This window comes from Pseudomonas eucalypticola (assembly GCF_013374995.1).
Taxonomy (GTDB): Bacteria; Pseudomonadota; Gammaproteobacteria; order Pseudomonadales; family Pseudomonadaceae; genus Aquipseudomonas; species Aquipseudomonas eucalypticola.
Map to the genome: position 1 here is coordinate 1,333,356 of NZ_CP056030.1, position 12,830 is coordinate 1,346,185.

Annotated in this window: 11 protein-coding genes; all 11 read left to right on the top strand. The window is 64.8% G+C overall.

The window, feature by feature from the left end:
* The first annotated feature begins 109 nt into the window (after positions 1 to 109).
* The 11 genes from HWQ56_RS06130 to HWQ56_RS06180 all read left to right on the top strand — a co-directional run bounded on the left by HWQ56_RS06130 (position 110) and on the right by HWQ56_RS06180 (position 12,826).
* A complete protein-coding gene (locus HWQ56_RS06130; protein WP_158157799.1) occupies positions 110 to 1,732 on the top strand; it encodes a methyl-accepting chemotaxis protein in 1,623 nt (540 codons plus the stop codon).
* Positions 1,732 to 2,265, top strand: a complete 534-nt coding sequence (locus HWQ56_RS06135) for a chemotaxis protein CheW (RefSeq protein ID WP_176570034.1) — start codon at positions 1,732 to 1,734, stop codon at positions 2,263 to 2,265. The genes HWQ56_RS06130 and HWQ56_RS06135 overlap by 1 nt, the downstream gene beginning before the upstream one ends.
* Complete coding sequence (locus tag HWQ56_RS06140) at positions 2,265 to 3,521, top strand: CheR family methyltransferase (RefSeq protein ID WP_176570035.1); 1,257 nt, start codon at positions 2,265 to 2,267, stop codon at positions 3,519 to 3,521. The genes HWQ56_RS06135 and HWQ56_RS06140 overlap by 1 nt, the downstream gene beginning before the upstream one ends.
* Entirely contained in the window at positions 3,518 to 4,201 is a 684-nt protein-coding gene (locus tag HWQ56_RS06145) for a chemotaxis protein CheW (RefSeq protein ID WP_176570036.1), read from the top strand. The genes HWQ56_RS06140 and HWQ56_RS06145 overlap by 4 nt, the downstream gene beginning before the upstream one ends.
* Complete coding sequence (locus HWQ56_RS06150; RefSeq protein WP_176570037.1) at positions 4,198 to 6,486, top strand: hybrid sensor histidine kinase/response regulator; 2,289 nt, start codon at positions 4,198 to 4,200, stop codon at positions 6,484 to 6,486. The genes HWQ56_RS06145 and HWQ56_RS06150 overlap by 4 nt, the downstream gene beginning before the upstream one ends.
* Entirely contained in the window at positions 6,483 to 7,493 is a 1,011-nt protein-coding gene (cheB, locus tag HWQ56_RS06155; RefSeq protein WP_158155682.1) for a chemotaxis response regulator protein-glutamate methylesterase, read from the top strand. The genes HWQ56_RS06150 and cheB overlap by 4 nt, the downstream gene beginning before the upstream one ends.
* Before the next feature lie 52 nt (positions 7,494 to 7,545).
* Positions 7,546 to 8,553 (top strand): response regulator, encoded by a 1,008-nt coding sequence (locus HWQ56_RS06160; protein ID WP_158155684.1) that lies wholly within the window; start codon positions 7,546 to 7,548, stop codon positions 8,551 to 8,553.
* A gap of 132 nt (positions 8,554 to 8,685) precedes the next feature.
* Positions 8,686 to 9,781 (top strand): peptide chain release factor 2 gene (prfB, locus tag HWQ56_RS06165; protein ID WP_158155686.1). Its coding sequence is split into 2 segments (ribosomal slippage): positions 8,686 to 8,757 and positions 8,759 to 9,781, totalling 1,095 coding nucleotides; the frame shifts between segments, so codons are not numbered across the junction.
* Positions 9,782 to 9,864: 83 nt separating this feature from the next.
* Entirely contained in the window at positions 9,865 to 11,367 is a 1,503-nt protein-coding gene (gene lysS / locus HWQ56_RS06170; protein WP_158155688.1) for a lysine--tRNA ligase, read from the top strand.
* 175 nt (positions 11,368 to 11,542) lie between these two features.
* Positions 11,543 to 12,247 (top strand): TetR/AcrR family transcriptional regulator, encoded by a 705-nt coding sequence (locus HWQ56_RS06175; protein WP_176570038.1) that lies wholly within the window; start codon positions 11,543 to 11,545, stop codon positions 12,245 to 12,247.
* A gap of 30 nt (positions 12,248 to 12,277) precedes the next feature.
* Positions 12,278 to 12,826, top strand: coding sequence for a hypothetical protein (locus tag HWQ56_RS06180; protein ID WP_158155692.1), 549 nt, complete (start codon positions 12,278 to 12,280; stop codon positions 12,824 to 12,826).
* Positions 12,827 to 12,830: the final 4 nt, after the last annotated feature.

Consider the following 12,830-nt stretch of genomic DNA (forward strand, 5'->3'; position numbering starts at 1 on the left):
TGTCGGAAAGAAGTACGAAAGTAGCTAAAAACGACACAGTCAGCAGGGTTATCGCTGGGCTATACTCGCCCCATTTCGCCGGTAGACGTAGCACTCTCGAGGGATGACTGTGAAGAACTGGACATTGCGCCAACGGATTCTGGCGAGTTTCGCCGTGATTATCGCCATCATGCTGTTGATGGTGGTCGCTTCCTATACGCGCCTGAAGGCTATCGACGATGCCCAGCAGACGGTGCGTACCGACAGCGTTCCGGGTGTCTATTACAGTTCCATGATCCGCAGCGCCTGGGTGGACAGCTATGTCTACACCCAGCAACTGGTTGGCCTGAGTTACCAGCGCGAGTACGTCACTGCCGACGAAGAGCAGTACAAGGGCTTTGCCAGCCGCCTGGCCGAGCAGATGACCAACTACCAGAAAACCGTGTTCGACGCCGAAGACAAGGCCAACTTCGCCGAGTTCGCGCGCTTGAACGGCGAATATGTCCAGGTGCTGGCCAAAGTGCTGGATGCCTACCACCAGAAACACTTCACCCAGGCTCAGGACCTGCTCAATGATGCGCTCACCCCGGCGTGGATCGCCGGGCGCAAGCAGCTCAACACCCTCATCGAGCGCAACCGTGACGCGGCCGAGCAGGCTTCCCAGGCCAGCTCGCAGGCGGTCAGCGACGCCAAGCTGACCATGGGCATCGCCTTGGTGCTGGCCATCATCGCCGCCGGTATCTGCGGCCTGTTGCTGATGCGCGCGATCATGCAGCCGATGCAGAAAATCGTGAAGATTCTGGAAACCATGCGCAACGGTGACCTCAGCACCCGCCTCGACCTGTCGCGCCGGGACGAATTCGGCATGGTCGAGACCGGCTTCAACGACATGATGACCGAGCTTACCGCCCTGGTGTCCCAGGCCCAACGTTCCTCGGTGCAGGTGACCACTTCGGTGACCGAGATCGCCGCCACGTCCAAGCAGCAGCAGGCCACGGCCACGGAAACCGCTGCCACCACCACCGAGATCGGCGCTACCTCGCGGGAAATCGCCGCCACTTCCCGGGACCTGGTGCGCACCATGACCGAGGTCACCTCCGCCGCCGATGCGGCGTCGATGCTCGCCGGTTCCGGCCAGCAGGGGCTGTCACGCATGGAAGACACCATGCACCAGGTCATGGGCGCCGCCGATCTGGTCAATGCCAAGTTGGCGATCCTCAACGAGAAGGCCAGCAACATCAACCAGGTGGTGGTGACCATCGTCAAGGTGGCCGACCAGACCAACCTGCTGTCGCTCAACGCTGCCATCGAGGCCGAAAAGGCCGGTGAATATGGCCGCGGCTTCGCCGTGGTCGCCACTGAAGTGCGGCGCCTGGCCGACCAGACCGCGGTGGCCACCTACGACATCGAGCAGATGGTGCGCGAAATCCAGTCGGCGGTGTCGGCCGGCGTGATGGGCATGGACAAATTCTCCGAAGAAGTGCGCCGCGGCATGTTCGAGGTGCAGCAGGTCGGCGACCAGCTGTCGCAGATCATCCAGCAGGTGCAGGCCCTGGCGCCGCGGGTGCTGATGGTCAACGAGGGGATGCAGGCCCAGGCGACCGGGGCCGAACAGATCAACCATGCGTTGTCGCAGCTGGGCGACGCCAGCAGCCAGACCGTCGAGTCCTTGCGCCAGGCCAGCTTTGCCATCGACGAGCTGAGCCAGGTGGCGGCAGGCCTGCGCGGTGGCGTCTCGCGTTTCAAAGTCTGATGAGCGCACCGTTGCGGCCCCATGAAGCTGCGCCTGCCGCGCAGGGCAAACTGTTTCTGGTGTTCCGGGTGGGAGACCAGCGCTTTGCCTTGGCCGCCACCGACATCGGCGAGGTGCTGCCCTGTGTGGCGTTGAAGCCGGTGCCGCAGGCTCCCGCCTGGGTCGCCGGTATCTTTGCCCACCGCGGGCGGATAGTCCCGGTGGTCGACGTGAGCCAGTTGATGTTCGGCACCCCGGCCTCCCAGCGCACCAGCACGCGTCTGGTATTGGTGCATTACCACACCGGGCCGGGGCAGGGTGACCAGCGCCTGGGGCTGGTGCTTGAGCACGCCACGCAAACCCTGCGTTGCCCAGCGCAAGACTTTCGCCCCTATGGCGTGTCCAACCGAGAGGCGCCATACCTGGGGCCGGTGCGCGAGGACGAGCACGGTTTGCTGCAGTGGGTAGGCGTGCAGGACCTGCTCGATGAGCGCGTGCGCGACCTGCTGTTCGCCCCCCGATGGGCCGAGCAGCTCACGGACGGAAATGGGTGATGGACAACGACCCCCGCTTTTTCAAATACCTGCGTGATCGCATCGGCCTCGATGTGGCCTCGGTGGGCGCCCCCATGATCGAGCGCGCCGTGCGCCAGCGTTGCGCCGCCAGCGGTGCCGCCGACCTGGACGGCTATTGGGGCGTGTTGCAGCTCAGTGGCGCCGAACAGCAGGCCCTGATCGAAGCGGTGATCGTGCCTGAAACCTGGTTCATGCGTTACCCGGAAACCTTCGCTGCCTTGGTCCGTGTGGCCCAGGCGCGCCTGCTGGAGCTGAAGGCTACCCGGCCACTGCGCATCCTCAGCCTGCCCTGTTCCACTGGCGAGGAGCCTTACTCCATCGCCATGGCCTTGTTCGACGCGGGCATCAGTGCGGCGTCGTTCACCATCGATGGCGTGGACATCAGCCCGATTTCCGTGGCCAAGGCCCAGCGCGGCGTATATGGCCGCAATTCGTTCCGCGGCAGCGACCTGAGCTTCCGCGATCGCTACTTCGAAGCAGCGGACGACGGTTATTGCCTGCTCGCGCGGGTGCATCAGCAGGTTCGTTTGCACGTGGGCAATGTGCTCGACCCAGCCCTTCTCAAGGGTGAGGCACCCTACGATTTCGTGTTCTGCCGCAACCTGTTGATCTATTTCGATGTGGACACCCAGCGCCGTGTCTTCGAGGTGCTCAAGGGCTTCAACGACCCGGCCGGCGTGCTGTTCATCGGCCCTGCCGAGGGTAGCCTGCTGGCGCGCCTGGGCATGCGCCCGCTGGGCGTGCCCCAGTCGTTCGCCTTTGTGCGCACCGAACCGGCCCCCGTTGAACCCGCCGCCCCGGTGCGAGCGGTGGCGCCACCCCGGCCCGCTGCGCCGCCGGTGCGTGCGCGCCCTTCACTGCCCTTGCCTCCGGTAGCTCAAGTGAAACCGCCCGCGGCCGAAAAAGCAGTACAGGTGACGCTCGAACAGATCGCCAGCCTGGCCAACGAAGGCAAGCGCCTGGAGGCCATGCAGGCCTGCGACGCCTACCTCAAGCACCATGGGCCTGATGCACAGGCATTCTACTGGCTCGGTTTGCTCAACGATGTCGGTGGCGATGCGCGCAAGGCCCAGGATTTTTATCGCAAGGCGCTGTACCTGCAGCCGCAGCATCCTGAAGCACTGGCGCACCTGGCCATGCTGCTGGCCGCCCAGGGCGACAGCGTGGGCGCCCGCCGCCTGCAGGAACGCGCCGCGCGCAGTGAACGTACCGCCGACAGTGAGCGTAAACGATGATTGGCCTGGCTTCGCTGGATGTCATCCAAGGGGATGGCGAAGCGATTGACGATTGCTGGAACCGCATCGGTATCCACGGTGACAAGTCGTGCCCTTTGCTGGCCGACCATATCCATTGCCGTAATTGCCAGGTGTACGCGGCGGCCGCCGTGCGCCTGCTGGACCGCTATTCCCTGAGTCGCGACACCCTGCACGGCGAGGTGGCCCAAACCCCGGGGCAAGTGGCGTCGCGCTCGCTGGTGGTGTTCCGCCTGGCTGAAGAATGGCTGGCCCTGGCCACCCGCTGCCTGGTGGAAATTGCCCCGATGCAGCCCGTGCACTCGCTGCCGCACCAGCGCTCGCGGGCTTTGCAGGGCGTGGCTAACGTGCGTGGCGCGCTGGTACCCAGCCTGTCGCTGGCCGAGTTGCTGGGCGTGGACGTCAGTGTCAACCCGACGACCTCTGCGCGTATCGTCCCGCGCCTGTTGATCCTGGCGGCCGCCGGTGGTTCGGTGGTGGTGCCGGTGGATGAAGTGGACGGGATTCACCGTATCGACCTCGGCGAACTGGAGAAGGCTTCGCAGGCCGCTGGGCAGGCCGGCACGCGCTTCACCCGTTCAGTGCTGCCCTTCAAGGGGCGCAGCGTGCGGGTGCTGGACGAGACCCAACTGCTCGATGCCGTTTCCCGGAGCCTGACATGACCCCAGAGCAAATGCGCGATGCCTCGCTGCTGGAGCTGTTTGCCCTGGAAGCCGAGGCCCAGACCCAGGTGCTCAACGCCGGCTTGCTGGAGCTGGAGCGCAACCCCACCCAGGCCGAGCAATTGGAAGCCTGTATGCGCGCGGCCCACTCGCTCAAGGGCGCGGCGCGGATCGTCGGCGTCGATGCCGGGGTCAGCGTCGCCCATGTGATGGAGGATTGCCTGGTCAGCGCCCAGGAAGGCCGGCTGCTGCTGACGCCGGAGCACATCGACGCCCTGTTGCACGGCACCGACCTGCTGATGCGCATCGCCAGCCCTGAGGGTGCGCCCACCGCCGAGGACATCGCCGCCTATTCGGTGCGCATGACCGGCTTGCTCGACCCCTCGGCGCTGCCGCCGCCTGCGCGCCCCCCGGCACCACCCGCTCCGGTTGTCGAGGCGCCAGCGCCGCCGGCGTCGCTGGAGCCCGAACCCGAAGCGCTGCCCGAGACCGTGCCGGGCCCGGAGCCACGCCGCGCCAAGGGCGCGGTGGAGGGTGGCGAGCGGGTGCTGCGGGTCACCGCCGAGCGGCTCAACAGCCTGCTGGACCTGTCCAGCAAGTCGTTGGTGGAAACCCAGCGGCTCAAGCCTTACCTGGCCACCATGCAGCGCCTCAAGCGCATGCAGGGGCAAAGCCAGCGGGCGCTGGACGGCCTGCGCGAGCACCTGCAGGCCACGCAGCAGACCGACGAGGTCTACGACGCCCTGACCCTGGTGCAGGGCTTGCTGGCCGAAACCCAGCAAATGCTGGTGTACCAGACCAGCGAACTGGACGAGTTCGGCTGGCAGGCCAGCCAGCGCGCGCAACTGCTTTACGACACGGCCCTGGCCTGCCGCATGCGGCCGTTCGCCGACGTGCTGGGCGGGCAGGGGCGCATGGTCCGCGACCTGGGTCGCTCGCTGGGCAAACAGGTGCGCCTGGATATCGACGGTGAGAAAACCCAGGTCGACCGCGATGTGCTGGAAAAGCTCGAAGCGCCGTTGACCCACTTGTTGCGCAACGCTGTCGACCACGGTATCGAAAGCCCTGAACAGCGCTTGCTCGCCGGCAAGCCCGCCGAAGGCCGGGTACTGCTGCGCGCCGCGCACCAGGCCGGCCTGCTGGTGCTGGAACTGAGCGATGACGGCGGCGGCGTCGACCTGGAGCGCCTGCGCCGCAGCATTGTCGAGCGCAACCTGTCGCCCGCCGAGACCGCGGCCCAGCTCAGCGAAGAAGAGTTGCTGACGTTTCTGTTCCTGCCGGGCTTCAGCCTGCGCGACAAGGTCACCGAAGTCTCCGGGCGCGGTGTCGGGCTGGACGCGGTGCAGCACATGATGCGTCAGTTGCGCGGCTCGGTGGTGTTGACCCAGGTGCAGGGCCAGGGCAGCTGCTTTCACATCGAAGTGCCCTTGACCCTGTCGGTGGTGCGTAGCCTGGTGGTGGAGGTTGGCGACGAAGCCTATGCGTTTCCGCTGGCCCATATCGAGCACACGCTGGACTTGCCGGCCGAAGACATTGTCCAGCTCGAAGGCCGCCAGCACTTCTGGTACGAAGGCCGCCACGTGGGCCTGGTCGCCGCCAGCCAACTGCTGCAGCGTCCGGCGGGGCAGGGGGGCGGTGACTCCCTGCGGGTGGTGGTGATCCGGGAGCGCGACGCCATTTATGGCGTGGCGGTGGAGCGCTTCATCGGCGAACGCACCCTGGTGGTGCTGCCCCTGGATGCCCGCCTGGGCAAAGTCCAGGACATTTCCGCCGGCGCCCTGCTGGATGACGGCTCGGTGGTGTTGATCATCGACGTCGAGGACATGCTGCGCTCGGTGGAAAAACTGCTCAATACCGGGCGCCTGGAACGCATCGACCGGCGCAACCAGCGCGGCGTCGAGCAGGCGCGCAAGCGTGTGCTGGTGGTGGACGACTCGCTGACCGTGCGTGAACTGCAGCGCAAGCTGCTCAGCCATCGCGGCTACGACGTGGCGGTGGCGGTGGACGGCATGGATGGCTGGAACGCCCTGCGCGGCGAGGATTTCGACCTGCTGATCACCGACATCGACATGCCACGCATGGATGGCATCGAACTGGTGACCCTGGTGCGCCGCGACAGCCGCCTGCAATCGCTGCCGGTAATGGTGGTGTCCTACAAGGACCGTGAAGAAGACAGACGGCGTGGCCTGGACGCCGGCGCCGACTACTATCTGGCCAAGGCCAGTTTCCACGACGACGCCCTGCTCGACGCCGTGGTGGAGTTGATCGGGAGTGCCCAGGGATGAAAATTGCCATCGTCAACGACATGCCCATGGCCGTCGAGGCCTTGCGCCGGGCCGTGGCGTTCGAGCCGGCGCACCAGGTGATCTGGGTCGCCACCAATGGCGCCGAGGCTGTGGCACGCTGTGCCGAGCAACTGCCCGACCTGATCCTGATGGACCTGATCATGCCGGTCATGGATGGCGTTGAGGCCACGCGCCAGATCATGGCCGCCACGCCGTGCGCCATTGTCATCGTCACCGTCGATCGCCAGCAGAATGTGCATCGGGTGTTCGAAGCCATGGGCCACGGGGCCCTGGACGTGGTCGACACCCCGGCGCTGGGTGCCGGCAACCCTCGCGATGCCGCCGCGCCGCTGTTGCGCAAGATCCTCAACATCGGCTGGCTGATCGGCCAGCGCGGCACGCCCGTCAAGGCGGTGCCCACACCCTTGCGCAGCGGCACCCAGCGCAGCGGCTTGGTGGCCATCGGCTCCTCGGCCGGCGGGCCGGCAGCACTTGAAGTACTGCTCAAGGGCTTGCCGAAAAACTTTCCTGCGGCCATTGTGCTGGTGCAGCATGTGGACCAGGTGTTCGCCGCGGGCATGGCCGACTGGCTGGCCGGGGCTTCGGGCCTGAACGTGCGGCTTGCCAGGGCGGGCGAACCGCCGCAACCTGGCGTAGTATTGCTGGCGGGTACCAACCACCATATCCGCCTGCTCAACGACGGCACGCTGGCCTACACGGAGGAGCCGGTGAACGAGATCTACCGTCCATCCATCGACGTGTTCTTCGAGAGCGTCGCGCGTTTCTGGCGCGGTGACGCGGTTGGCGTATTGCTGACGGGCATGGGCCGCGATGGCGCCCAAGGGCTCAAACTGTTGCGCCAGCAGAATTTCCTGACCATCGCCCAGGACCAGCAAAGCAGTGCGGTGTATGGCATGCCCAAAGCGGCAGCGGCCATTGATGCGGCGGTGGAAATCCGCCCACTGGAGCGTATTGCTCCCAGACTGATGGAAATTTTTCAGCCATGACTCCAAGTAGCACGCCATGCCGACATACAGGCAGTGACCGGGTGGACAACGCATGATTGACCTGCAGATCGAAGAGTTCAAGGCCACCGACGAGAACAAGGCCATGGTGCTGCTCGTCGACGACCAGGCCATGATCGGCGAAGCGGTGCGTCGTGGCCTGGCCAGCGAAACCAATATCGACTTCCATTTCTGCGCCGACCCCCACCAGGCCATCGAGCAGGCCGTGCGGCTCAAGCCGACGGTGATCCTGCAGGACCTGGTGATGCCGGGGCTGGATGGCCTGACCCTGGTGCGCGATTACCGCAACCACCCGGCCACCAAGGACATCCCCATCATCGTGCTGTCCACCAAGGAAGACCCTCTGGTCAAGAGCGCGGCGTTTTCCGCCGGGGCCAACGACTACCTGGTCAAATTGCCGGACACCATCGAGCTGGTGGCCCGCATTCGCTACCACTCGCGCTCCTACCAGACCCTGCTGCAGCGCGACGAGGCCTACCGCGCCCTTCGTGTCAGCCAGCAGCAGTTGCTGGACACCAACCTGGTGCTGCAGCGGCTGATGAACTCCGACGGCCTTACCGGCCTGTCAAACCGCCGCCACTTCGACGAATACCTGGAACTGGAATGGCGGCGCGCGCTGCGTGACCAGACCCAGCTATCGCTGCTGATGATCGACGTCGACTACTTCAAGTCGTTCAACGACAGCTTTGGCCACCTGGACGGCGACGAGGCCCTGCGCCGTGTCGCCGACGCCATCCGCGACAGTTGCAGCCGCTCCACCGACCTGCCGGCGCGCTACGGCGGCGAAGAGTTCGCCCTGGTGCTGCCCAACACCTCGCCCGGCGGTGCGCGGCTGGTGGCGGAAAAGCTGCGCCAGAGCATCACCGCCCTGAAAATCCCGCATATTTCCCCCAGCGAAGGCGCGCACCTGACCGTCAGCATCGGCCTGTCCACCCAGGTGCCCCAGGCCGGCAGCCACTGCCGGCAATTGATCTCGGCGGCCGACAAGGGCCTGTACCAGGCCAAGCACAACGGCCGCAATCAGGTCGGTATCAGCGACTGAGCCGCCCGCTTGCAGGGCCGGGCGGGCTCGGCAGGTTCATGTCGCAAGTTTGCCGCCCAGCGGGCTGCCTCAGGGGCGCGAGTGCGTTATACTCTCCGGCTTTTGACACGTTACGTACGAGTGCTGCCCGCCATGGAAATCAACCCGATCCTGAACACCATCAAGGACCTGTCCGAGCGCTCCGAAACCATTCGGGGGTATCTTTGACTACGATCAAAAGCATGAGCGTCTGACCGAGGTCAACCGCGAGCTTGAAGATCCGGCAGTCTGGAACAACCCCGAGTATGCGCAGAACCTGGGCCGCGAGCGTTCGCTGCTGGCCCAGATCGTCGACACCCTGGACGAAATGTCCGCAGGCCTGGCCGATGCCAAGGACCTGCTGCTGATGGCTGCCGAGGAAGAAGACGAAGGCGCCGTCGCCGACGTCAGTGAAGAAGTCGACCGCTTGCGCGAGTCGCTGGAAAAGCTGGAATTCCGCCGCATGTTCAGCGGCGAGATGGACGCCAACAACGCCTACCTGGACATCCAGGCCGGTTCCGGCGGTACCGAAGCCCAGGACTGGGCCAACATCCTGCTGCGCATGTACCTGCGCTGGGCCGACAAGCGCGGCTTCGACACCACCATCATGGAGCTGTCGGCCGGTGAAGTGGCGGGTATCAAGGGCGCGACACTGCACATCAAGGGCGAGTATGCCTTTGGCTGGCTGCGCACCGAGATCGGCGTGCACCGCCTGGTGCGCAAGAGCCCGTTCGACTCGGGTAACCGCCGTCATACCTCGTTCTCGGCCGTGTTCGTGTCGCCGGAAATCGATGACAACATCGAAATCGACATCAACCCCGCGGACCTGCGCATCGACACCTACCGCTCCTCCGGTGCCGGTGGCCAGCACGTGAACACCACCGACTCGGCGGTTCGTATCACCCACGTGCCGACCAACACCGTGGTCAGCTGCCAGAACGAACGTTCCCAGCATGCGAACAAGGACACCGCCATGAAAATGCTGCGGGCGCGCCTTTACGAGCAGGAAGTGCAGAAACGCAACGCCGCCTCCCAGGCCATGGAAGACAGCAAGTCGGACATCGGCTGGGGCCACCAGATTCGTTCGTACGTACTGGATGCCTCGCGCATCAAGGACCTGCGCACCAACATCGAACGCAGTGACTGCGACAAGGTGCTGGACGGCGACATCGACGAATACCTGGTAGCAAGCCTCAAGCAAGGCCTGTAAGGCGAGCGCCCTGCGGGGCGCATTCGCCCGCGATCCCCGCCGCAAGGCGGGGGCAACAAACCCGTGATGGAATTTTTCAAGACATGAGCGACCAACAACTCGACCCGCAAGCCCTGCAACAGGAAGAAAACTCCCTGATCGCCCTGCGCAAGGAAAAGCTTGCTGCCGAGCGCGCCAAGGGCCAGGCCTTCCCCAATGACTTCCGCCGTGACAGCTATGCAGCCGACCTGCAGAAGCAGTACGTCGACAAGACCAAGGAAGAACTGGAAGGCCTGGCTATTCCGGTGAAGGTTGCCGGTCGCATCATGCTCAACCGTGGCTCGTTCATGGTGATCCAGGACATGACCGGTCGCATCCAGGTCTACGTCAACCGCAAGACCTTGCCCGAAGAAACCCTGGCCGCGGTGAAAACCTGGGACATGGGCGACATCATCGCCGCCGAAGGCACCCTGGCCCGTTCGGGCAAGGGCGACCTGTACGTGGAAATGACCAACGTGCGCCTGCTGACCAAGTCGCTGCGCCCGCTGCCGGACAAGCACCACGGCCTGTCCGACACCGAACAGCGCTACCGTCAGCGTTACGTTGACCTGATCGTCAACGAAGACGTGCGCCAGACTTTCCGTGTGCGTTCGCAGGTCATCGCCCACATCCGCAGCTTCCTGATGAAGCGCGATTTCCTGGAAGTGGAAACGCCGATGCTGCAGACCATTCCAGGTGGCGCGGCGGCCAAGCCGTTCGAAACCCACCACAATGCGCTGGACATGCCGATGTTCCTGCGTATCGCCCCGGAGCTGTACCTCAAGCGCCTGGTGGTCGGCGGTTTCGAGAAGGTCTTCGAGATCAACCGCAACTTCCGTAACGAAGGCGTTTCGACCCGGCACAACCCCGAGTTCACCATGCTCGAGTTCTACCAGGCCCACGCCGACTACGAAGACAACATGGACCTGACCGAGGAGCTGTTCCGCGAGCTGGCCCAACTGGTCCTGGGAACCACCGACGTGCCGTACGGCGACAAGGTGTTCCATTTCGGCGAGCCGTTCGTGCGCCTGTCGGTATTCGACTCGATTCTCAAGTACAACCCGGAACTGACCGCGGCTGACCTGACCGACATCGACAAGGCCCGCGAAATCGCCAAGAAAGCCGGCGCCAAGGTGCTGGGCTTCGAAGGCCTGGGCAAGCTGCAGGTGATGATTTTCGAAGAACTGGTCGAGCACAAGCTGGAGCAGCCGCACTTCATTACCCAGTACCCGTTCGAAGTGTCGCCACTGGCCCGTCGCAACGACGACAACCCGAACGTCACCGACCGCTTCGAGCTGTTCATCGGCGGCCGCGAGATCGCCAACGCCTACTCCGAGCTCAATGACGCGGAAGACCAGGCCGAGCGCTTCATGGCCCAGGTGGCCGACAAGGACGCCGGCGACGACGAAGCCATGCACTACGATGCCGACTTCGTCCGCGCGCTGGAATACGGCATGCCGCCAACGGCCGGTGAAGGCATCGGCATCGACCGCCTGGTGATGCTGCTGACCAACTCGCCGTCGATCCGCGACGTCATCCTGTTCCCGCACATGCGCCCGCAGGCCTGACCGCAGTCGAACAAGCCGCCCCTCGGGGCGGCTTTTTTATGGGTACAATTCACAGATGGCCGAGCAGACAACTGCCTGCCTGTAGACGCCCTCCGTGGGCGCGGGGTGAAGCCAGTTGTTGCATCGGCACCGACGGATCGGTTTCAACAAGAGGAATAGGGTAGTGACTCCTGCAATGGCTCAACAAGGTGCTGCCGGTGTAGCGACAGCAGTGGCGGAAAGTGTCCAGTATCAGGGCCGCAAGGCCAGCCGCCAGGGAAGTGAACAGCGTCGCCAGGAGATTCTCGACGCGGCCATGCGCATTGTCGTACGCGATGGCGTACGTGGGGTTCGGCACCGGGCCGTGGCCGCTGAAGCCGGCGTACCGCTGTCGGCCACCACCTACTATTTCAAGGATATCGAAGACCTGCTCACCGATACCTTCGCCCAGTACGTGGAGCGCAGCGCCGCGTACATGGCCAAGCTGTGGGCCACCACCGAGGACCTGTTGCGCAAGACCATGGCGCGCAACGATGGCAGCCCGGCGGCCCGCGCTGCGCTGGCCGATGATATCGCCCGCATGACCGCCGACTACGTGCACCGCCAATTGGTCACCCGTCGCGAGTACCTGATGGCCGAGCAGGCATTCCGCCAGGAAGCCTTGTTGAGCCCGCGCCTGGCCGAGCTGGTCCGTTCGCACCAGCAGATATTGTTGCAGGGCACCTGCCAGTTGCTGGAAGTGCTGGGCTCACGCGAACCCCACCAGGACGCCAAGGTGTTGACGGCCATCATCGGCCGCATGGAATATCAGGGCCTGCTCGACGGCGATGCCCCCATGGCCGACGACGATATGCTGGCCATCCTCAACCGCTACATGCACCTGGTGCTGGCCTCGGCCTGACCTGGGCCCCATCACCCCAAGGAGTGCTTGATGAAAGCCTGGCGCCTGTTGCTGATCGCCGTGTCGTCGTTGCTGCTGGGCGGTTGCCTGGTCAGCTTCGACGAACCGCTGCCTGCCGGGCAGACGGCCCCCGCGGCACTGGTGGGCCGCTGGGTGAGCAAGGACGCCTGGGGCCAGCACCTGAGCCTGCGCATCAAGCGCCAGGGCACGGACCATTACACCGCCATCAGCACCCCGGCGGGCCAGGCCCGCGACGTCGTCGATTTCACCGTGGCCGGCCATGGCAGCCGGTGGTATGCGTCGGCGCGAATGCCGGCCCAATACGGGGGGCAATACGCCCTGGTGGGGTTCGAGTTGACCGATGATGGCGCGCTGGTGGTCTATAACCTCGATGTCGAGCGCATTCAGCAGGCGTTGCAGCAGCACGCCCTGAACGGCGCGACCGTGGAAACGAAAGACGGTGAAGGTGTGCGGGTCGCCAGTGACCTGCCCCAGGTATTCGCCTACCTGGACGATCCGGCCAACTCGGACGTCTTCGTGGAAATGGCCCGCTATACCCGGGCCCCGTCAAAACGCTAGTCAG